This is a genomic window from Paenibacillus sp. NPDC057967, from assembly GCF_042887015.1.
Lineage (GTDB): Bacteria > Bacillota > Bacilli > Paenibacillales > Paenibacillaceae > Pristimantibacillus.
In genome coordinates this window covers 137,072-159,455 of record NZ_JBHVQB010000010.1, presented here as the reverse complement: position 1 = coordinate 159,455, position 22,384 = coordinate 137,072, and the positions used below count along the sequence as shown (strand labels likewise).

Sequence of the window (22,384 nt, the reverse complement as noted above, 5' to 3'; positions counted from 1 at the left end):
TATCACCTTTTTTCGTCAATGATGGCCCCCACCGTTAATTCCTTCAATTTCTCAATTAAATCAATAAACTTTTCTGAAGGAATCTCATGAACAACTTCTTTAGTATTTCTGTCCAAAATCTGTACGATTACTTGATGTGTTGCCTCATGTATTTTATAGTTAAATGAATGTTCTGTTCCTTGTACTGCTTGGTTAGCTTTATCAATTGCTTTGACCAGAGCCTGTTCACTTACCGATAAGATGTTGTTTTTACTTTTCGTCTTTAATACTTGGTATTCGCCGCTTACACGAATGTACGGGGCAGCTTCTCTTGTCACCGGTGACTGAACTGGCTGATTATGGGTTGATATCTCCATATTGCTCACAGCCTTTCATTATCCAAATTGTTGCATTAACCAAGACATTTGCGCATTTCCATTTGCGATTGCTTTTTCCATTGCAGCAAACATCTGATAATACCGATCCTCACGCTTTACTAATTGCTTGTTTTTTTCTTCAACTTTCTTATCAATATTGGTCATTTGTGAGGTAAGGCTTTCGGCTGCTGAAAGTCCGCCATGTATTTTTCGATTAACCGATAAAATGGCATTTTCTATCGTTTCATAAGCCCTCTGAAATACACCCTTTTCCTCAAATGTTGTGCCTTGTTTGGAAAACAACCCCACCACAGCTGTTGGATCGTCTTGAATCGCGCTTCTAAGCTTTGCTTCATCAATTGTAAGTTTACCGTTGTCAGGCGAGCCTTTAGCGTAAGTAGGAGTTGAGATTCCAATCTCCCCCAGTGTATCATAGGCTGGATTAGCGCCTGAAATAGTGGCAGCCGTTAAACCCCTTAATTCATTTAGAGCTTTCTTTAGTGCATCATCATTTCTCAAAAGTCCACTTTTGGCCTTTTCTTCCCAGTTTTTAATGTCAGTTTCATTCATAGCTGATTTTTCATCGGATGTTAAAGGGAGAAAACCACGATTAACGGTTTCACCCAATTTTTCATTAAGGTTACTTACCGTATCGTTGTATTTATCTACAAAGTTTTTTATTTTTGCAACCATGCTGTCTTCAGTCTGTTTATCAACTTTTCCGTTCCCATCAAGTTGTATTGCCCAACCGCCTGAAAACCTTAAAGTCGAAACTGACTCACGTAAAGCTGAAAACTTTAGATTCATATTATTAAAGCTTTCAACTTTCCATTGCATTGTTTGCTTCTTTTGCAAGAGTTTATTTACTGGCATTCTCTCAGCCTTCATAATGTCTCTGATCATAGAATCAATATCAAGGCCTGAGCTCATTCCAGTGATGCGCATAGGCATGTTAATCACCTTCCATTTCACTTTTTCTTTTACTATATATATCGTAATAAAGGACTCTATTATTTAGAGTGAATGTCAAAAGTCTCAAGTGTTATGAACTAAAAAGAGGACCACAATATAGTGGCCCTCCTTTCATTCACACTAATCTTAACGAAGCAATTGAAGTACGCCTTGAGGTGCTTGGTTAGCTTGTGCCAACATAGCAGTCGAAGCTTGTTGCAAAATGTTAAACTTCGTATACTTCATCATCTCAGAAGCCATATCTGTGTCACGAATACGCGACTCAGCAGCCTGCAGGTTCTCAGCGTTAACGCCAACGTTATTGAATACATGCTCCAACTGGTTTTGAGCTGCACCCAGTGCGGAACGAGCGCTATTAACCGTATTAATAGCAGTATCTACTTGTCCTAGTGCAGTTGTAGCTGTTGCCGAGGTCGCTACGCCACCAAGAGCCAAAGTAGAGATATCAGCAGCATCAAAATCAATAATTACGACATCAGTTGTTGTACCACCAGTTTGAACTGTAATTTGGCCAGCCGTACCAGCCAGCAAAGTTACACCGTTAAATTTAAAGTTGTCTGCAATATCTTGAATAGCTGTTGTAAGGTTAGTATACTCAGCTTGCATTGCATTACGGTCATCAGTCGAATACGTACCGTTCGCCGATTGAACCGCAAGTTCTTTCATACGAGTCAGCATATCGGAAACTTCGTTCAAAGCGCCCTCAGCCGCTTGTACCATGGAAATACCATCTTGCGTATTGCGCATACCTTGGTTCATCGATTTGATTTGCGAACGCATTTTCTCGGAGATGGAAAGACCAGCAGCATCGTCAGCTGCACGGTTAATTCTATAACCGGAAGAAAGCTTTTCACTGGATTTACCTTGTTGGATGTTGTTGAATACAAGGTTACGATGAGAGTTCATTGCGTTAAGATTGTGGTTGATAATCATTTGAATTTCCTCCCTGAATGAGTTTGTTCCACTTCCTTGTGGGTGGGCATTTCGCCTCACATGATATATATCGACGGCTGGTATTTATTTGTTTATAGTTGTTGATAAATTTTTATTTATTTTTTTTAGTGCTTTTTTCCCATTCCTTGAAAAGCTCTAAATCAGGAATTGATGACATAGCATTACGATTTACAGCTTTTACGTCTTCAATTACTTCTTTACGAATGATGTTGATGTCCTTTGGGGCGACAATACCGATTTTCACTTGATCCCCTTCAATCGCCGTCACAAATATTTCAATCGAATCATTAAGAACGATGGACTGCCCGCGCTTACGGCTTAAAATGAGCACCTTATTCATCACCTTCGTTTCTAGTCGGGAATACGGGAGTATGTACAGAATATTGGTCTGACGGCAACACAATCTGACGACCTATCCCATTCTTCATATTCACGACCAAAGGCGCTAATAAGTTGACCGTTGATGATTCAAAGGGCTGTTTTACCGTTGCAATTACCATAACAACGATATCGTCCGGCCTCTCCACTTTAAGGGTTTCGATGATTTCTTCAGACAATTTAAATTCATAACTCTTATTGAAGTCGAATGGCGAAGTCACCAGAAAACCTATATTCGAATCATCCATGCTGCTTAATAAACTAAAATGGCTTTCCTCGTTCATAGCCTCTACTCTAAAGTAACGATAATCTTCGAATCCATAAATACTTCCATTAAAATCTATTATTCCGCCTATCCATTGTTTTTCCATCCTGTCCTCCTTAAAAAACGAATGCTATAGCTTTCGCTATAGCATGTTTATTTATACCAGTCATACGTACTGACTTCAATGGCTATTGAATTTTTCTGCCTTAAATAAATATCAAGCTTACCCTGCTCCACCTGTATATCTGGTTTCATGGGTATATAGTTCACTTCCACCTTCGACGGCTCTATGACTGTATCTACTTCAGATGGCGTATAATCAAACTTGACATTATTATAGTTCGGTTTGCTCAACTGATAGTCCACAAGGCTCTCTCTTGACATGCTTTGTCTTCCTAAATCCGCAAATGCGCTGCGCGGGTTGGTGATCTGAGCCATACGGCTCCCCGCTTCCACGGTTTGCGCCAGATTTTGAAGGAAAACCGATTTCATCTGTCCATATAAACGTTGGTTCCAATCCATATGCGGGCCGCGTCCCAAGGCCATCCAGGCCTCAGAAGAATCGATGTTCAATTGAGAAGCGGTTGAGGAGAACTCCATTCGGGCAGGCGGCTGCTCAATCTGCTGCTCCCCTCTGGGGGATTCCATTACTTGTCGTGTAGGCGTGGAGTCCATACCGATTAATGCAAAGGACTGCCTAATGGATAATCTCAAGTCGTTCATCGAATCACCTCTTCTTAGCGAAGATAATCAATAAGCGTTGGCTGAACAATTTTGGCGCCAGTTGCCAGCGAGGCCTGATAGACGCTTTGCTCTTGTGTAAATTTCATTATTGTCTCAGCCATATCCGCATCTTCGACTTCACCTTGAAGGTCATGTAAGTTTAATGCTAAATCTTGTAACCTTTGATCGATTAGATCGACACGGTTGGTACGCGCCCCCATTTCCGAACGCACATTAATGATTTGTTCATATCGCGTATCTAATCGTGCTGCCGCATTATTCAATGTTGTATTATTGACCGTCGGCGTTAGTGCATTCTTAATATCCTTCAACACTTTAAATAAATTATCTGCTTCTGAGGAACTGCCAAATACCTCATTACCTGTTACGTTCACTGAAACTGAAATACCTGAAGATAATGTAATATTCGATTTCTCATTATCTGAATCTTGTGTTTCAGCTGTAGCAGCATCATAAGGCTTCTTGTCAGTTAGCTGTCCATTAAATGTGAATTTTCCATTTAACGAGTCATTCCCGATCATGACACTTTGTTCATAAAGGGTGTCTATTTCTACAGCAATTGCATCCAACGCAGTTTGTGGATTAGTTCCGTTAAGAGCTTGAACGACCAGTACTTTTGCTCGCTGAACGACTTCATTTAATTGTCCCAGTACGTTGTCTGTATGCTGCAGCTGTGCCTTGGCCGCCGAAATATTTTTATCATATTGCTCATTCATAGCCAATTCACTGCGGTAACGAAGAGAATATGTAATGCCTACCGGGTCATCTGAAGGCTTGTTAAGTTTCCTTCCGGTGGAGAGCATATACTGCTGGTTTTCCATTCGTCCTAGGTTATGCGTAATATTACGCATTAAGTTGTTATGCATCATTCCCGGGGTCACGCGGAGTGCCATTCATATTACCTCCTGTCTAGGTTAGATCTTTCTAGCGGCCGACTACACCCATACCATTAATCACTTTGTCCAGCGTTTCATCGATGGAGGTCATAAACCTTGCCGCCGCTGCATAAGCATGCTGATATTTAATTAACTCCGACATTTCTTCATCCAGTGAAACGCCGCTGACGGATTGCCGGCTGGATTCGACCTGGTTGACAATATCATACTGATTTTTCAATTGACGCTGTGCTTCTTGAGACTGTACTCCCAATTGCCCGATAACCGACTGATAATAAGAATCGATCGTACCATTCGAAATACCATTGCCGCTGCTCGTAGGCGAGAAGCTGAATTCCGTATCCTTTAACCCAGACATCAAGTTGGCAAGTACGTTATTACCCTTGACCGTTTCGGCTACGCCATTACTAGTTTCAACACGCATAGATGTCGCAATTTTCATTGGATCATCCATAATTGCCTGACTGAGCTTAATACTCGCCGCTGTAATCGGAGTGCCCACACCGTTCGCAGACTCAAAGATGTCCCCTGCCAATTCAGGTGGATTCGTAAAGAGATACCCGAGCTTATGCAATCCATTAATCCCTTTGACAGTAAGCGGCAAATCATCTGCCAATTTATTACCCTCATACATGGATCCAGCCGGTATCGTAATGGTAATTTCGCCGTTCACTAGCGTGTCCGCCAATGCATCAAGTTGTTCTTTATAATCGGCTACGTATTTGTCACGGGACAAGATCATACCCGCCAGCTCTCCGCCCGTTAATCGGCCAGCATTAAACTGAGCTTCTATATCTGCTGCGGTTACCTCATTAGGCGTTTGACCTTCGACCAGAGCCAGGCCGCCCAATGAGATATCGTAACCATTGTTAGTTTGCACAACCGTTACATTTGCAATAGCAGATAATTGATCAACCAAATAATCTCGTTGGTCTCTCAAATCATTCGGGTTATCTCCATGGCCTTCTAGTCTTTTAATCTCATAGTTGAGGGATGCAATGGATTGCGCTATAGAATTAACTTGCGATACCTTCGTATTAATGCTACTTGTCAAATCTGATTGAAGATCAGTTAAATGCTTGCTCGTGGTGTTAAAGGAGTCGACAAGAGCAAGCGCATTCTCCCGAACAATCTTCCTGCCGGTAATATCCTCAGGATTTTTGCTTAAATCCGTCCATGCCTTCCAAAAGTTATCCATGACTGTGCGAAGGCCGGAATCGGAAGGTTCATTAAAGATTGTCTCCAGCTTATTTAACGTGGAGGATTGAACATTCCAACTGCCATATGTCGAATTGCCGTTACGGAACTGATCATCCAGGAATTGCTCCCGGATACGGGTAATCGAGACAAATTCAACACCCGTTCCTAGTTGCCCCGGAATATTGCTTCTCATGAATCCTGGAGCTTCTATCGGCCTCGAGGCTACCAGATTGACACGCTGGCGCGAGTAGCCGGGAGTATTCGCGTTCGAAATATTGTGACCGATCGTGTTAATAGACGCTTGGTTCGTAAACAAACTCCTCTTGGCTGTCTCAATGCCATGAAAGGTTGACCTCATAATGGACTGCCTCCTTAAGCTCTAGGTTGACTCGGATAATCCGTAGGGCGTTTGTAAGTGTAGCTCTCATCCTCCGGAGATATGAACAACTCAATGGAAAATTGAATAAAGTCCAAAGATTGATTAAGCAGCGCCTGATTAATCTCATTAATCCGTCTTAACTCTATCAGCGCTTCCTCCAGGCGTCTATGGACGCCCTGCATGAGCAACCGATCATCAACATTAAAGACAATACTCATAAGTTGCTTAAAGCTCATATTAAATCGGTGTTTGACGCCCTTCTCGATCATCAGCTTTCTGGATAAGGAAGCTCGTTCATCATCCAATAAGGAAATTTCCTTAATGAGCTTTGACTCATTTCGCATGATCCGCATTAATGTATCCAGATCTTTTGATATAATCGCTTGCTTCTTTTTCAATCCGGACTCTATAAGCTGTTCATGCCGTTCAGACAATTGATTTAAATTATCTGCGATATGCTGAATGGTCAATAGGCTCACCTACGTTCATACAAGAGTTAGTTATTCTTAAGATAGGGCAATAGCTTCTCTGCAATTTTCTCCGCTTCTACACGATACGTCCCAGTCGTAACAGACTGCTTCAACTGGTCTATATATTGCGCTCTTTCCGCACTGTTAAGCTTGCTTGTCGTCAGCATTTCTTTTGCTTCAGCCGAGATGTGAACCTCGTCCTTTTTCTTTGTTTTATTGGTGTCATTCAACCGAAAATCATTTTGCTTCTGGTAGGATTGCATAGAACCAATACGGTTGGTTTCATTTATCTTCAATTTCTCCACCTCATCTATCTTGGAAACTAAAAAAGCCGATTGTCGTCACTACTAATATCGGCTTCTGTCAAGATTTAATTTATAGTTATCAAAATTTATCTTTGTATTTATTGATTCCCCGATAGGAAATCTCGGCGTTCTTATCCTCCGAGGAACTCGCGGATTTTCGCTCGGAAATCTCATTGATGGATTTCGTCAGACGATTCCGGCAGTTGTCACATAGATGGCTATCCTTAATGAGCGTTCCGCAAGACTCACAAGGATAGGACATGTTCGGAGCATTAACCATCGAGATCCGGCCCTCGCGAATAAACTTAGTAATTTGCTTGATCGATACGCCTGTCTGATCCGACAGCTCGCTAATGATCGCACCTTTAAACTCTCTTAAGTAGTCGGCGCAAAGCTGATACTCCTTATCAATATCACGTATGCACACCGGACACACATCTCTGAAATTTTTGGCAAACAGCTTTCCGCAACGAGGACAATTATCCAAATTCATCGCTCAGGCCCTCCTCATCTTCACTTCTGCATTTCTATCTATATTAACGGATTTCAGCACGCTTTTCATTAATTTTATAGTTACATAAAGGAGAGATTCGCTATTTTGTCATAAAAGATCACCGATTACGATCTCGCCCACGTCAGCGTGTACAGATGAACCGGTCGAGAGGCGCAATGAATCAGCGCTACGGCGCAGGCTTCGGCAGTGCTGCCTGTTGTGTAAATGTCATCAATGAGAAGAATTCGATAGGCTTCCGTATTAGCAGGTGTCCGACTCTCCAGCTTCCTGATCTGAGCTTCATTCCCTGTAAATAGAGAACGGGAATCACGCTGCCGCTCCGCTCTTGTCTTAAAGCTCATCTTCTCGGTATGCCGGTCGCGTCTCAGCAAATCATAGATCGGAATCTCGAACTTGTCCGCCAAATGGAGCGCCAGCTGCTGAGCCTGATTAAATCCCCGCTCCTGCGCCCGCTCCCCGCTGATCGGCACATACGTGATCGCATCCCAGCTTCGGGATAAGTCTGCATATGGATTCCATGCATGGTGTACCCATTGCTTGAACCGTTGAAGCCCTCTACCCGGCCCCTCCCTCAACCCAATCCGACCTCTTTTATAGCTGAAGACTCCTGTTTCCTCCGTAAGCCGAATGAAGACCGGCACCAGCATCTCCGCAAGCAAGGGAGCAAGGCGCTCATGTCCCCGATACTTGTACATGGCGAGCCATTCGCGCATAGCGGAGCTATAACCGACCGCACTGCGATTGCATACAAAATGACGTTCCGTCCGCCGTAAGCAATCCCCGCAGCTTACTCCTCTGCCGCATATCTCGCATTGAATCCGGTCCAGCCAAGGGATGGACACAAAGCAGCTTACGCATGTGGCCTGTCGAAGTTGACGGTACGAGGCCATACCCCGCTCAGGATAGGAGTCCCCTTGTTGGGGCAGCACGGTTTTCCCGCATAGCATACAGCCAGTTACAGCTGGAGACAGCCATTCCATCGGCCGCTCTCCTGCGGTCCGAAGAATCGATTTGAGACGCCCCAACCTTTGTCCCAAGCCGCTCATGCGCGCACTCCCTTTCCCGTATATACAGGCAGCAGGTACCCCCGCTCCTTTGCTATCTTGTTCATCGATCGGATATGTCGCACTGCTTGTAGCTGAGATTGATTGCGCTCCGGCGCGAAAAAATATACCTTGCCGCCCGGATCATCGGCAGATCGTCCAGCCCGGCCCGCCATCTGTACAAGGGAAGCTTCATCGAACAATTTCCCGTCCGCATCCAAAATGTAGACGTCGCTTCTAGGAATCGTCACCCCTCTCTCCAGAATCGTGGTCGTAACTAGCAGGCGAATATCGCCCTTACGGAAGTTTATGACTTTGGCAGCCCGATCCGGATCCTGCGAAGATGTGGCATCGACATGCGGACATTGCAGCTTGCGGCGCAGCAGGGCTGCCAGAGGCTCCGCCTGCGCAATTCGCTGCACGAACACGAAGATTTGGGCGCCCCGGCCAAGGGAGCCTCTCAGCGCCTTCGTCAAGGCCAGAGGAAGCTTGCTCTCCTCGAGCATGCCCCTCACAGTCGGTGCGCCCACAAGGCTGGGAACAGGCAAAGGATGCCTGTGATAGCGCACAGGAACGCGGGCATGCGCCAGCTTGCCGCTCCGGGCTGCCCGCTGAAGATCACGAGGCGGAGTAGCGGATAGGAGCAGGCGCGGAGCGCCCGGTAAACAGCTCTTGTCCGCCGCATACTTAAGCATGGGATCTCCGTGATAGGGAAAAGCATCTAACTCATCAAGAATGACGAGATCGAAAGCCTCCTGAAAACGGAACAGCTGATGGGTGGTCGATAACGTAATCTCGCCCCGCTCCCACCTCTGCTCGCTTCCGCCATACAACGTCACCACTTGCGCATCAGGGAATGCGCGCCTAATGCGCGGATCTAACTCCAAAACAACATCCCGTCGCGGAGAAGCGATCAGCGCCCTGCCTCCCCGGCTTATTACAGAATCGACAAGCGGGAAGATCATTTCCGTCTTCCCGGCCCCCGTAACCGCCCACAACAAAAAGTTGCGTATATCCGTTCGTTCCTCTGCCGGTGGTGTGACCCAGGACAAGAGAGTCTTCGGCCATTCGTGCAACAGGGGATGGCGTCTATGCCACTCTGCGGCTTTCTGGCACCAAGAGCCCTTTCCCGCAGCCAGGCTGCTCGATAAGCGGGCTCCATGGCGGAGACTGCTTCCCTTGTTGTACAACGGCTGCGATTCAACAAAACGCAAAGCATCCGTAGCCGCTGCATGCTGGGCAGGACTAAGCCCCCACTTCTTAAGCCTCTCCTTCACAGGCAGCTCCGGACCCGCAGAGCCCTCCCTGGCCCATTTCCCCTTCTCAGACGCTTCATACCTGCCCAGCACCAGCAGCTCGCATTCCCGGCTCCTCCCCATCGTCAGGCATGCCTCGCAATACGCACAGATTCTGTCGCACGACGCACAGCTCGTGCGGCGCAACTGCTCCTCGCCGCAGCCGCAGCGCAGGCAGCGGCTGCGCCCCCGGGCGTCGGCCCGCCCACTAGCGGCGGCGACCGCTCCGCTAAGGCGCACGCGCCCGAGCAAAGCCGCCAGCTGCACCGCTTCGCTCCAGCTGGCTCCTGCCACCGGCGCGCTAGCGCCCTCAAGCAGGGCGCGCGCTTCTCCGCTAAGCAGCGCACGTCCCTGCAGCAGCCCGGCGGCTATGCTCACCGACGCCGCCACCTGCTCCATGCCTCTCTCCGCTACGCTACCTTTCAGCTTACCCCGGTCGTCTCGCGGCCAATACTCCGCTCGCTCCAGCCACCCCATCCGATCCGGCGAATCCTTAACCTTCTCGCCGGCCCGCTGTGAAGTGCCTTTTACCCCCCTTTCCGCCGAAAGGTATTCATTATGCACACGTTGTATCATTTGAGCCAAGTAGGCCAGCGCTTCCTTCGAACCTGCACCACTCCCCGACAACTCCTTACTTAAGACATACTTTCGGCTACCTCTCACACTCGGCCGATAATCCCAACCCTCAGCAACCCGGCAGGCCCAGCCTAACGGCAAAGGCTCGCTCCAAAACCATCCTGCATCTGCCCGCTCTTGGCAGCCCCCTCCTTCGAACCAATACCAGTAATCCACTTGCGGCTCCAGCGTCATTTTTACTTCCCATTCAGTACCTTTATGTACGATATACACCCACGCTTTCATGCCCGACTCTCCTCCAATCTCCGATTGAAATCAACAAAAAAAGCACACCCGATAACGCCCGTAAGGCGTCTCAAGTGTGCTTCACTCTTCATTCATCTCTATAATGGAATTATAAGTCAAAACGGCATCTTCGACAAGTCGGCCGGGTTTTGCAAATCGACAAGCACTGCGTGATCTGACTCCGACACAATGCCTTCAGCCTGCAGCAGCCACATGAGCTGCACCGCAGTGCCTCCGGATGGCTGCGAGCGCTTACCACTTGTAATGCCTTCTTGCTCCTGTTCTTTTACTGCAACTGCATGAATGTGAACCTGCTCGCCCCTTCGCTTCCATCGCTCCACAATAGCCATGGTCTCCTCCGATGCCCCGGCATCCACCACCGTGAGGCGGATATCCCTGCCCAGCCAACGGGAGAAGGCATGCAGCATCCTTAAATACCATTCCATATTTTTTCCGGCCTGCCCCGCAATGAGCACAAAATGCTTCTCCGTCCGGGACCGCCTCTGTCCGATCCAAAAAGCCAGATGCACGAACAACGCCGCAACAGCATAACAACCGATGATGAGAAGGATAAGCTCCACTGTCGGCACCTCCTAATCGTTTTGCCATGCAAAACCACTTCGTCAGCATACCCTTGCCACACTATATGCCGCTAACCGCCCATCGGTTACGGCTTTCAGGGACAAGTGGAGCACAATTTGAGGGAACGTACACCATTCGACAAAAATACGAGCCTTCTCACCAAAAATACACTCTTGCTCAATTACCATAATATGCTATCATTTTTGTACACGTATATTCATATCGTTGATATGATGGCCTGCATAATGAAGGGGGAGTGGAATCGTCCTTATAGCCCGAACCGGGCCCAATGATCATATAGATAAAAGGAGAGTGAACGGATGAAGAAAATGAAAAGGCCTCTATCTATCGCTTTAGCTTTGCTAATGATGTCTTCCTTAACACTCAGCTCCATTGTATTTGCAGAAGGACGGACGAATGAGCAGGAAGCTTCTATAGAGAGCTTGAATGCGCAATCACTGCCGGAAGATGTATTAGAAGATGCGACCGCTGCTGTATGTACCAGCTACTCTAAACATTTTGGGGCGATTGACCAGCAGGAGCCAGGCGTTCCGTTTATCAAAATAAATGGAGACGGCACTGCAACGGCCACCTTTAAAACGAATAAAGACTGCGTAGAAGTGACATTCTCGGCGTATACGTACGAAGGCTCGCCTACGCCTTACGAAAATCAGAAGCATTTTTCCAGCAATAGTGTCCAGTTGAATAACGCCGGCAATTATTCGCTCGACATTTCATTACCTCAATGCGGTTTAAGCCAATTGGATCTTTATGCAGGACCCACTCAATTCACTTTGAACCCGGGATACGGGCATGACCATTTGACTTTAAGGTATCATCTATTATACAACGCAGGAAGTTGTCCAGAACCGACTCCGACACCTACGAGCACGCCAACTCCTACGCCTACGGAGACACCAACTCCTACGCTTACGGAGACACCAACTCCTACGCCTACGGAGACACCAACTCCTACACCTACGAGCACGCCAACTCCTACACCTACGGAGACACCGACTCCTACACCTACGAATACACCTACTCCGACACCTACGGAGACACCGACTCCGACACCTACGAATACGCCTACTCCGACACCTACGGAGACACCGACTCCGACACCTACGAATACACCTACTCCGACACCTACGGAGACACCGACTCCTACACCTACGAGCACGCCTACTTCGACACCGACGAATACACCTACTCCGACACCTACGAATACACCTACTCCGACACCTACGAGCACGCCTACTTCGACACCGACGAATACACCTACTCCGACACCTACGAGCACGCCGACTTGGACGCCTACAAGCACACCGACATCCACACCTACGAGTACGCCAACTGCGACACCGCCATTGGAGACGCCGTCTGCTACGCCAAGCGAATCACCTACGCCTACTCCGGTGGAGTCGACCGCTCCTACTCCTACGCCAACTATCATAACGGTTGAAGAAGAGGAAGTGCCAATTGGCGGAGGCACGGATGAGGGTGAAGAAATCATCGATCAATCTACCGATGAGAATAATCCGGAACAATCCGTTCCGATCGACAAGTTGCCTAAGACTGGAGAAAATAGTCCTGTTCCATACTATTTGTTAGGTTCCTTTATTCTCGTAACTGGCTTAGCCACTCTTCGGAAGAGACGGCGCAATAACGAATCTTGAGGATGGTATTAGCGAGGTAATGTCATCCATATAAGCAACAACGAACAAAGCCCTTGGAGCAAGCGATGCTTGCCTCAAGGGCTTTGTTGCCATTGATTAAATGGATTCATACCTATTTATCGTTAAAGCGTAACCCAGCCAAACTTAATGGAATTGATAACGGCTTGCGTGCGATCGTCGACTTCCATCTTCTGCAGAATGCTGCTGACATGGTTTTTAACCGTCTTCTCGCTAATGAACAGATACTCGCCGATCATCTTATTGCTCTTGCCCTCCGCCATCAAACGAAGTACTTCCGCCTCACGACGTGTTAATGGGCTATCTTCAGTTGCAATATATTTAACGCCTGGCTCCTTCGCTGCTGCTGCACCAGAAGCAACGCCCATCTCATCCAGGTACGTCATACGGCGTAGCTGGTTAATGAGCTTGCCTGTCACCTTCGGATGAATGTAAGAATGTCCGTGATGTACAGAGCGGATTGCGTTAATGAGCGACTCAGCCTCCATATCCTTCAACAGATAGCCTGTCGCACCTTTGCGAAGCGTCTCAAAAACATAGCTTTCATCATCGTGAATCGATAGAATAATAACCTTAACGTCCGGGAACATCCCCTTCAGACGCTCTGTGGTGACAACTCCCGTCTCAATCGGCATGTTGATGTCCATGAGTACGATTTCTGGAATGGTATGATTGCAGAATTCCAATACCTGAATGCCATCACCGCATTCGCCTATTACTTCTATATCGTTTTCCATATTAAGAATGCGCTTTAATCCTTCACGAAAAAGCTGATGGTCATCAGCCAATAGAATCTTAATCTTAGTGGAACTGCTAGCCGATATCTGGTTCATTATTCTCATTCTCCTTTCTATGTTCGGAAGTTGCTGGAATGTCTATTACAATCTTCGTTCCCTGCCCAGGTTTTGAGTCTATTACCATCCTTCCCTCGATCAATTCCACGCGCTCCCTCATGCCAACCAGGCCAAAATGGGAATTGCGGCTGGTAGGCTGATCGTCCAAGCCTACCAGAAAGCCATTCCCGTTATCCTGAATCGTCAACGTAATAAGCTGCGGGCTGTAGCAGATGTCCAGAGATACATGGGAAGCGTTCGCATGTTTCAGTATATTAGAGAACGCTTCCTGCACCATCCGGTAGATGGCTGCCTCCATGGCGGAAGGCAGCCGGATTTCCTTCCCCGTCAGCTCGAATACGGTATGAACCCTGGCCTTCTCCTCGAAGTCCTGGGCGAATTTACGCAGCGTAGGCACCAGACCAAGATCGTCTAGCGCCATTGGACGAAGGTTAAATATGATCTTTCTAATTTCCTCAAGTCCGGAACGCACCTGGCTCTTCAGATCCACCAGCTCATCCTGCACCAGCTCGAACTGCTGCTTGATGAGCATGCGCTCCGCAATCTCGGTACGCAGGACGATGTTCGCAAGCGACTGCGCAGGGCCGTCATGAATCTCCCTCGCAATGCGCTTTCGCTCCTCCTCCTGCGCCAATATGATTTTCAATCCCAGTAGCTGCCTGGTCTTGGCTGATTCAATAATGCGTGTAACCTGATTCAAATCCCCCGACAAATACTCCAGTACCACATTGATCTGGGAGCCGATCATCTCCGCACGCTCAATCGATTTCTCGACATTGCGCACCCGCTTCTGAAGATCATCCCTGCGAGATTTCAAATAATTTTCTTTCTCGCGATAAACCATCAGGTCCAGCTGGATCTGAGTCGCCTTCTCGTATGCGGACTTAATATCTTCTTCCTTATACCGCACGAAGTCTCGGCTGACTTCCGTCAGACGCATACGCGCGCGCCGGTACTCCTGTTCTAACTGATCTACCTTATCGATCGTCCGGACTGTCTCCTGAAGCACCTGTTCAAGCTCAGACTCCAGCGCTTCCAGCTCCGTTCGTGCCGATTCGCATATTTCATAGATTTGATATTTGCTATCCTCCATGACTTGAATGGCATTCGAGATTACTCTATTAATATCGACCGTAAGGTGATCCACTGCGGCTAGGCACTCCCCATCGAAAAAGGATATTCCTCTTTATAATACCACACTTTATCCGTATTCCGTCTAGCTATTCTATGGTAACTTTTTTGGCTTTCTCATCGTAACCGACTTTGAAGCCCAGCTTCTCCGAGAACAATCGGACCGGAATCAGCGTTCTGCCATTACGCGTAAATGGCGCTACATCCGACGTATACCGCACGCCGTTCAGCATATAATCCTTCTTGCCAATCGTCATCTCGATCATTTGGCTTCCACGCAGCACGGTTACTTTCCGTGTCTTGTCATCGTAGAGCACCTCGGCACCCATCGCTTCCGAGACAAAACGCAACGGCACATAAGTCGAGCCCTGCTGAATGAGCGGAGCCGCCTCCAGCTTAATACCTTTGCCATTAACAGATGCATTCGTGTTGCCTATATTCATGACGATTGACGATCTTGCCGGTTCCTTCACAGTTGCCGCAGTACGAAGGACGATATTATCAATCGCAATAGCACCGGAAGGCGCCTTCTTATCGCTGTTTTGATCAATGGTCACCACATAAATGCGCTTCAGCTTGGCCGGGAATGCGATGCCTGCGCTACCTACATCGATTTTGACGTTTTTCCAGCCATCCCAATTCAGTTCCTTGGCTACGTCCAGCAGATGGGTCTTGCCGCTTGCGTCAACCACTTCGGCCCTTACCCAATTCTTGCTGTTATCGCTGAATACGTCCATCGTCATTGAGGTTGGCGAACCTGCTAGCGTTACGCCATTGGTTCCGAATACCGCGTAGGAAGCCCTTGTCCCTGTTCCTGCCGAGAAGTCATACGATATTTGGAGGCCACGGCTCGTTTGGTCCGGCAGGTCGCTAATGAGCTTCACGCCGCCTTTTGTCGTGTCCGCAGGCGTCACTTGCGAAGTGATCCCATAGCGTGACACTTCAAAGTCTTCGACGACAACCGCTTCTTCTCCTTTAACGAACGGAATCATTGCTCCATATCCATCGTAGCTGCCGACCGCATAACCTGTAGTCGATTTGCCGTCAACGCTGTTAACGGTAATGGCACCGTTCTGATACGTTCCCTCGAAGCCAACAAATTCCCACTTCAAGGAATCTCCTGTCAGGTTGTACGTTTTGCCGTTTTTCAGCTTCACCGTAATGGGCACGCTCACCGAGCTGCCTGGCGACAGCATGCCGGCAGAAGTGTTAATTTTCATCGAGGCGATTTGATCTTGGCCAATAACCTCGACCTCATATTTGGCTTCCACATTGCCCGATTTGGCTGTAAATGTAGTTTTGCCAATTTTGCTCGCCGTAAATGCATTTTGCTCAAACTTGCCAACCGCAGCTGATGAAGTCCATGTCAGCGTCGTTGGATCCACTGTGATCGGATTGTAGTATGTATCATACGCGCTTACCGCATATTTGGCTGTCTGGCCGAGCAACATAATATTGGAACCATAGACGGACATGCCTCTTACCGTACCTTGAGGAGCGGTTGTAAAGACGCCGATTCCGTTCGATACGGATCGCTGCGAGCTCTCCTGCGTCGGATGAGCCAGCTGCAAATTCGTTGTGCCAAGCGGACGCTCGGTCATCGTAGTCGAGCCGCCTCCGTCCATATTAACGCCTTTATGTACGCCTAGCTGAACCATGATCTGCTGAAGCTCTCTCAAGCTTAATCCGGTATTGCTGCCGGATCTTTCGCTTGTAATCATGTACACCTTTGTTCCGTCCTTGGAGTAGCCAATCCCGGTACGAGATGTAAAGGATGAACCGCTTACACCTTGAATATCTCTGGAGAATGAAGAAGCGGCTCCATTATCGACGAGAAGCGTATGTCCGCCGACTAGCATTTGCAGAGTCGAAGTATCGACAGGCTGCTTCGTCGTCTGTGAGACAAGCGTATAATCCGATGTGACGGCTTGACCTACTTGAATATTCGCTTTGATGAAAGCGGCAGCTTTGCCGTGTCCCCGCAAAATATAGCCGTCTGCCGGAACTGCGCCAGCAATCTGTTCGTTTTCGCTGATCTGCTCCACGATACCATTGCGAACGAGAACCTCAGTCGGCTTTGTTGCAGAATTTCTTGGTCTCTCCGCTCCGCCCCAAGCGCTTGTGTAGATGAACAGGTTGTCTACATGACTATAAGTCACGCCTGCAATCTCCGGCGTATAAGTCGATTGGTTGAGGCCTTCAATCGCGAACGTCTGACCGTTCTCCGCCGTAACCGTTCCGCTGAAGGTAAATGCATCAATCATCGGCTTGCGGTCTGTCGTCATAGCGAATGCGTACATGCCATTCAGTTTCGATGGGCTGACCATTAGAGAGCCGCTTGTCACTTGCGCGCCCAGAGGCGCTCCTTCATTCGCCATTACGAACACATCACCGTTAATTCCGGCAACCGCTCCGCTTTCTTTTGTCATGTTCAAAATATTGTTTCGCTGTCCGACGCTATTATTCCTGCCGCTCATGGCATTTAATGTTACATGCGGATTCGTGAGATCCACTTCAATGACATGCACATCGGTTTTGACAGCCTTATTGCTTCTGGTTGTATGCCATACATAATCCATACGCTTAGCGCCCGCTGTAATAATCTGTGACTGCTTAAGCTTCAAAACAGGCGCTGCGTTTGCCGCCTCCGCCTGTGATACGATAAAGGATGCTCCATTCCCCGGAAGCAATCCGGCAATAGGTTGTGCCAATAGGACTCCGCTTACTGCGATAATGACGACTCGTCTACTCACTCTGCTCTTCTGCCGACCAATGCTGTCTGATCGCTTGCTCATAATTCTAGCAACTCTCCCATCTCTATGTAACTACTTAGTATAGACTACAAGAAAGGGTTTAAAGTTTCGTCCATAAAAGACTGCTATCACTATTGACCAAGCGATAGATATTAGCTATATATGCCTTTCTTAACAGCATTCAACTCTTCCAATAAGACCTGTCCCATAAAAATAGGACCTTATGCCCGGGATGCGTTCCCGCGAGCTAAGGTCCTATTCAATCCAATTACTGTGTCAGAAATTCCGCTTTCTCCAATAGACGCATGATCATAACCGCGCCTTCTGCCCTTGAAGCGTTCGTCGTCGGGCTAAGCGTTGTATTCGTTTTGCCGTTGATAATGCCCAGGTAGACAGCTTCTGCCATATTGGTCTTCGCATAGGCACTCACCTTGGTGCGGTCTGTATACTTCTGGAGATACGAGTCAACCGAGCTGGGCAAGCTTACGCTCATGCCGGTTACCTTCGCCGCACGCATCATCATGGCCGCCATTTCCTGACGCGTAATGAAGTTATTTGGCTTAAAGGCTGTGCTGCTTGTACCATTTACGATGCCTGCTGAAGCCGCTGCTCCAATGTAGGCGCCCATGACCGTATCTGCATTCACATCCTTGAACTTGGCCGCAGCCGTACGATTGCCTGCCAAGCCCAGTCCTTTGGCGATATACGTGGCGAATTCACCGCGTGTAATCGGCTTGTCCGGCTCATAGGTGGACGCGGTGCGTCCTTCTACGATGAACTTGCGCGCCATCATTTGAACGGTATCCGATGACCAGTGTTTGCCCATATCGCTGAAGCTCTTGGAGTTCCGCACCAGCGCATAAGCGCCATTTCCTTTACGTTTGAATGTCGCTTTAGTCGAGCCACCTTCTTGTTTGAAGGTAGTAGGTACATATGATAGCGTACCTGTCACAGGGTCCAGCCATACAACCGCGGACTGGCTATTATTCACACTAGCAGTTGTCTTGAGCGTTCTGGAGACATACCCGCTGTAATTTGTTACTTCTTGCTTGTTGGAACCATTCACGACCAAAATTTCAAAGTTAAGTGGTCCTGCGATGATCGATGCGCTGGAGCTGTTCAGAGCCGTAGTCAGCGCTTGGGTCTTGGAAGAGTTCCCTTTATCAATAGCCAGCAACAGATGGTTGGTTGACCCGCTGCCGTTCAGCGCTCTGGACAGCTCAGAGAAGTTCAACGTCTTCAGAGGAAGCTCGAACGTTGCATCTCCATGCTGAACTACAAAGGTCACATCTCCGCCTTGTCTGTTCGCCATCTCAAGTGCCACGATTGGTACAGCAACAAGCGCTGCATTCTCATAATCCGGAACTTTGAAAACGATGCGAGGGCTTGTTAAGCCAGCATCTCTGGACGTTGTAACGGCTGCAATAAACTTCTCACTTACCAATGTATAACGATTGGCCGATACGCCTGCCGGTGAAGTATCATTGGTGATCGTGGAAGCGGATGGCAAGATACCCACGCCACCGCCATCGGCAGCCTCGTAATCGCCGGTCAAGCTATCCAGAATCGTTGTCTGGTTCGCAACATTGGCGTTGTTGAAAACATTAACCGTATTGCCCGATATGGAACGGAGCCCATTGGAATTGCTCAAATACGTCACTTCCGCTTTTTCGCCCACTTTGGCTGCGTTATCCAGTGTCAGAATGACCGTACTTCCTTCCACTTTGACACCTGTCACCAACCGAACCATATCTTTAACTCTTACCACAAAGAAAGTATTCGACGGTACGTAAGACGGATCAAGCGTCTCGCTGAAGGAAATCGTCAGCTGATTGCCTTTCAGGATGGCTCCAATCATCGAGATGCTTCCTGTATTGCCGCCCCCTGTTCCACTCGTAATCGACAAGCTATTGAATGAAGCCGCAGCATTGCCGTAAATATCCTTCGTAGTGCTGCTGCTGCCGTAATAGGACACTCTCATCGTCGATGGATTCGAAATGGTAGCGCTCAGTGTCAATATAACAGAGTCGCCGGACAACGTGACGTTCGTGACGGACTTGGATTGACTATCAGCTTGTACGCTGAACTGGAACGTGCCTGGCGTTGTTGTGGTATTGAGCGCCCGATTGTATCGGATCGATACCATGTTGCCTGAAGCCGCTACGCTCTGTATCTGCGGAGCGCCTGTCGTGCCTCCTGTACCGCCTCCGCCGCTGCTTCCCGAATTGGCTAAATAGTTGCTGAAGGATGAGACATGGTTGCCGGATACGCCGATAATCGGATAACTGATCGGGCTATAAGAAATATGCACCTGTTGACCGCTTGGAATCGAGCTGAACAGGTTCAGTGTAAGGGTATTGCCGTTTTGCGTTAATGTATTGGCGCTATAATTGACGCCGCCCACCGTAATCGTGAACTGACTGTACGCATAAGCATGCGGCTTCATCAGCTCTTCGCTGAATCTTAACGTAACCGTCGTACCCGAAGCCGTAGCGCTAGAGATGACAGGGCTCGTATTTGAAGCGCCATTGGAGATATCCACATTGTTCAAAGTATCTGCTGCATTGTCCGACAAATCACGGATTTGCGGATTGCCTGGCTTCGTGTAAGACAACGTCACTTTTTGATTGGCAGTCACGCTGCTCGCCAAGGTTACAAATACGATATTCCCTTCAATCTTCACACCCGTTACGTTGCGCGGCAATCCCGCTACAGTAACGTAGAAGCTGGCCGCAGACGGCTTTAAGCTTTCTTTCAACGGCTCATTGTAGATCAGTCGAATCGTCGATCCGCTAACTTCTGTTCTGGAGATAGACGGAGGCGTAGTATCTGCGCCTCTCGTCAAGAAGGTCCACTGGTATTCATTCAGTATGCCCGCAAAATCATTGCCCGCCAAGTCTGTAACGGCTCCCTCGTCAATGTTCACAAAATACCGTGTATCTAGTGATAGTGCGAATCTGCCGGGATTAATGATAATGCTTTTATTGTCTTCAGGATCAATAGAGTAGGACGCAACAATCGTGCGGTAACCTTCCTGAACCTTTGTTATAAATTTAATTTGTTTGAACGAATCTGTTGATACCATGATCGGCTTATCGAATGTCGCTTTGAACGTATCGTTGACCTCTACTACATTCGAATTGTTCGCTGGTGTAAGGCTGACTATATTGGGCTTCTTGTCATCCTGTGTCGCTATGAAGGACCATCCACTGGAACCGGAGATACCCGTGAAGAAATTGCCCGCCCCGTCTCTAATCGCACGGTTCCCGATTGTTACGTAGTATCTCGTGTTATTGACAAAGGACTTGGCCGCATCACTTGAGGATACGTGGCTTGTCGCGTCAATTGTCAGCTCCTTTGTTCCTGCGCCCTTCACACGTGTAGACGTAATTGGAATGGAACGGAACAGCGTGCCGCTATTGGCATGGCGGATCTCAATGTCACCGTTATTCAAATATACTTCTTTGTTAAAGGTTAACGTCAGCTTGCCGTTCAAGTTCGACAATGTGCCGCCTCTGGTTGGCGAATAGGTCGTCACGTTTGGAGGCGATGTATCATTGCCAAATCCGGTTGTAAAATTCCAAACCGTAGCGGAGCTTATGCCATAGAACCACTGACTCGCATTTGGATTCGGCCTGGAGAATGCACCTGGCTCGATCCACACGTAATAAGGCGTGTTCGGTGCCAAGGTACTCGGTTTAATCGTCACAGAGTTAAAATCCACTTTTACAGCGCTCGACGTCGCAAGAATGCGTTGTACGGCTACGTTGTCGCTTACTCTCCGAATTTCAATGTATTTATTCGTATTAGCCTGAACCTGCTGGTCAAAGCGAATCGTCAGCTCAGTTCCAGTAGTTGGAACAAGAGTTGCGTTCTTTGCAGGGGTAAAGGGATTGCTGTTTGCCAAATTAACAGGCGCTGACCCCGTTGTAAATGTCCAGGTCATGCCGGCAAAAGTATTGCCTGATGAATCTTGGAAGTTGCTGCCGGAAATACGTACACGATAAGTTGTCTTAGGCATAAGTGCCCCGTCCGGCGTAATCGTGATATAAGACGTTCCGCTTCCGGTTACGCTGGATGATGTCACTGGAATATAACGATTATCCTCTGTCGATTCCAGAACAATGTCTCCGCTTGCTGCATAAACAGGCTTGCTGAAGGACATCGTAATTGGACTTGTAATGGAGGCATTATCGCCCTCCGGACTCCGGTACGTATACTGCGGCCTCGTATTGTCTTCCACGAGCACCGTACGGAAGCGCCAGGTTGTCGCATCCTGAATCCCCAAATAAGACGCTCCATTGGAGTCGTTCACAAAAGCACCTTGGTCGATCAACACATAATATTCAGTGTTCAGTTCGAACTTGCCTCCGAGCGAACTAAGCGCCGGGGTGATCGTCGCTTGATTGCCGGATATCGATACTCTGCCGCTTGTAGCGCCTATCTTCTCAATTAGAGCATTGTTTTCCGTTTTGTATATGTAAATGCTTGTTGAAGAAGCGCCCAATTTGACATTTTCGTCGAAGGTCAGACGCAAGCTCGTGCGCAGCGGCACATTGTCCAAATTTTTGCCGGGGAAGAAGCTTGTAACAACAGGACCTCCCGGCGCTGCCGAAATGTTCTCGGATGACGACCAGCCAGGCAATGCGAATTGAAGTAGCATAGCAATAGATAAGAATAAGGACAACTTGCGCATACGATACATAATGTTCACTCCTCAAATATACACTCGTACCTT

At 48.1% G+C, this 22,384-nt stretch carries 19 protein-coding genes; 1 reads left to right on the top strand and 18 read right to left on the bottom strand.

The features are described 5' to 3' along the window. Positions 1-2: 2 nt before the first annotated feature. The 14 genes from ACFVSO_RS24480 to ACFVSO_RS24415 all read right to left on the bottom strand — a co-directional run bounded on the left by ACFVSO_RS24480 (position 3) and on the right by ACFVSO_RS24415 (position 11,213). The gene (locus ACFVSO_RS24480) at positions 3-356 is read right to left on the bottom strand and encodes a flagellar protein FlaG (RefSeq protein WP_387478801.1); all 354 of its coding nucleotides are present in this window, start codon (positions 354-356) and stop codon (positions 3-5) included. Positions 357-374: 18 nt separating this feature from the next. Continuing rightward, positions 375-1,307 carry a flagellar filament capping protein FliD gene (fliD, locus tag ACFVSO_RS24475; protein WP_387478798.1) on the bottom strand — a complete coding sequence of 311 codons (933 nt, stop codon included), beginning with the start codon at positions 1,305-1,307 and terminating at the stop codon, positions 375-377. A 147-nt stretch (positions 1,308-1,454) separates the two neighbouring features. After that, positions 1,455-2,261 (bottom strand): flagellin N-terminal helical domain-containing protein, encoded by an 807-nt coding sequence (locus ACFVSO_RS24470; RefSeq protein WP_387478795.1) that lies wholly within the window; start codon positions 2,259-2,261, stop codon positions 1,455-1,457. A gap of 112 nt (positions 2,262-2,373) precedes the next feature. Then, positions 2,374-2,613 (bottom strand): carbon storage regulator, encoded by a 240-nt coding sequence (locus tag ACFVSO_RS24465; RefSeq protein ID WP_387478792.1) that lies wholly within the window; start codon positions 2,611-2,613, stop codon positions 2,374-2,376. A 1-nt stretch (position 2,614) separates the two neighbouring features. Then, positions 2,615-3,031 (bottom strand): flagellar assembly protein FliW, encoded by a 417-nt coding sequence (gene fliW / locus ACFVSO_RS24460; protein WP_387478789.1) that lies wholly within the window; start codon positions 3,029-3,031, stop codon positions 2,615-2,617. A gap of 47 nt (positions 3,032-3,078) precedes the next feature. After that, positions 3,079-3,648 (bottom strand): DUF6470 family protein, encoded by a 570-nt coding sequence (locus ACFVSO_RS24455; protein WP_387478786.1) that lies wholly within the window; start codon positions 3,646-3,648, stop codon positions 3,079-3,081. A 14-nt stretch (positions 3,649-3,662) separates the two neighbouring features. Then, entirely contained in the window at positions 3,663-4,562 is a 900-nt protein-coding gene (gene flgL / locus ACFVSO_RS24450; protein ID WP_387478783.1) for a flagellar hook-associated protein FlgL, read from the bottom strand. 31 nt (positions 4,563-4,593) lie between these two features. Continuing rightward, positions 4,594-6,123: a flagellar hook-associated protein FlgK gene (flgK, locus tag ACFVSO_RS24445; protein ID WP_387478780.1), complete on the bottom strand. Its 1,530-nt coding sequence runs from the start codon at positions 6,121-6,123 to the stop codon at positions 4,594-4,596. 14 nt (positions 6,124-6,137) lie between these two features. Further along, on the bottom strand, positions 6,138-6,614 hold the full coding sequence (locus ACFVSO_RS24440; protein WP_387478777.1) for a flagellar protein FlgN: 477 nt from the start codon (positions 6,612-6,614) through the stop codon (positions 6,138-6,140). Positions 6,615-6,640: 26 nt separating this feature from the next. Next, positions 6,641-6,928 (bottom strand): flagellar biosynthesis anti-sigma factor FlgM, encoded by a 288-nt coding sequence (gene flgM, locus ACFVSO_RS24435; RefSeq protein WP_387478904.1) that lies wholly within the window; start codon positions 6,926-6,928, stop codon positions 6,641-6,643. Between the two features lie 70 nt (positions 6,929-6,998). Then, complete coding sequence (locus tag ACFVSO_RS24430; protein ID WP_387478776.1) at positions 6,999-7,412, bottom strand: TIGR03826 family flagellar region protein; 414 nt, start codon at positions 7,410-7,412, stop codon at positions 6,999-7,001. A gap of 125 nt (positions 7,413-7,537) precedes the next feature. Continuing rightward, positions 7,538-8,479 carry a ComF family protein gene (locus ACFVSO_RS24425; protein ID WP_387478773.1) on the bottom strand — a complete coding sequence of 314 codons (942 nt, stop codon included), beginning with the start codon at positions 8,477-8,479 and terminating at the stop codon, positions 7,538-7,540. Continuing rightward, a complete protein-coding gene (locus ACFVSO_RS24420; RefSeq protein WP_387478770.1) occupies positions 8,476-10,632 on the bottom strand; it encodes an ATP-dependent helicase ComFA in 2,157 nt (718 codons plus the stop codon). Before ACFVSO_RS24420 ends, ACFVSO_RS24425 begins: the two co-directional genes overlap by 4 nt. Before the next feature lie 116 nt (positions 10,633-10,748). Continuing rightward, positions 10,749-11,213: a hypothetical protein gene (locus ACFVSO_RS24415; RefSeq protein ID WP_387478767.1), complete on the bottom strand. Its 465-nt coding sequence runs from the start codon at positions 11,211-11,213 to the stop codon at positions 10,749-10,751. 321 nt (positions 11,214-11,534) lie between these two features. Here ACFVSO_RS24415 and ACFVSO_RS24410 point away from each other — a divergent pair, with 321 nt between their 5' ends. After that, on the top strand, positions 11,535-12,890 hold the full coding sequence (locus ACFVSO_RS24410; protein ID WP_387478765.1) for an LPXTG cell wall anchor domain-containing protein: 1,356 nt from the start codon (positions 11,535-11,537) through the stop codon (positions 12,888-12,890). A 122-nt stretch (positions 12,891-13,012) separates the two neighbouring features. Here ACFVSO_RS24410 and ACFVSO_RS24405 read toward each other — a convergent pair whose 3' ends face one another. The 4 genes from ACFVSO_RS24405 to ACFVSO_RS24390 form a co-directional block, all read right to left on the bottom strand. Beyond that, positions 13,013-13,741 (bottom strand): response regulator, encoded by a 729-nt coding sequence (locus ACFVSO_RS24405; RefSeq protein WP_387478764.1) that lies wholly within the window; start codon positions 13,739-13,741, stop codon positions 13,013-13,015. Continuing rightward, positions 13,722-14,909 (bottom strand): sensor histidine kinase, encoded by a 1,188-nt coding sequence (locus ACFVSO_RS24400; RefSeq protein WP_387478762.1) that lies wholly within the window; start codon positions 14,907-14,909, stop codon positions 13,722-13,724. The genes ACFVSO_RS24405 and ACFVSO_RS24400 overlap by 20 nt, the downstream gene beginning before the upstream one ends. Positions 14,910-14,982: 73 nt before the next feature. Continuing rightward, positions 14,983-17,688 (bottom strand): stalk domain-containing protein, encoded by a 2,706-nt coding sequence (locus tag ACFVSO_RS24395; RefSeq protein ID WP_387478760.1) that lies wholly within the window; start codon positions 17,686-17,688, stop codon positions 14,983-14,985. Positions 17,689-17,914: 226 nt separating this feature from the next. Next, entirely contained in the window at positions 17,915-22,351 is a 4,437-nt protein-coding gene (locus ACFVSO_RS24390; RefSeq protein ID WP_387478758.1) for an Ig-like domain-containing protein, read from the bottom strand. Positions 22,352-22,384: the final 33 nt, after the last annotated feature.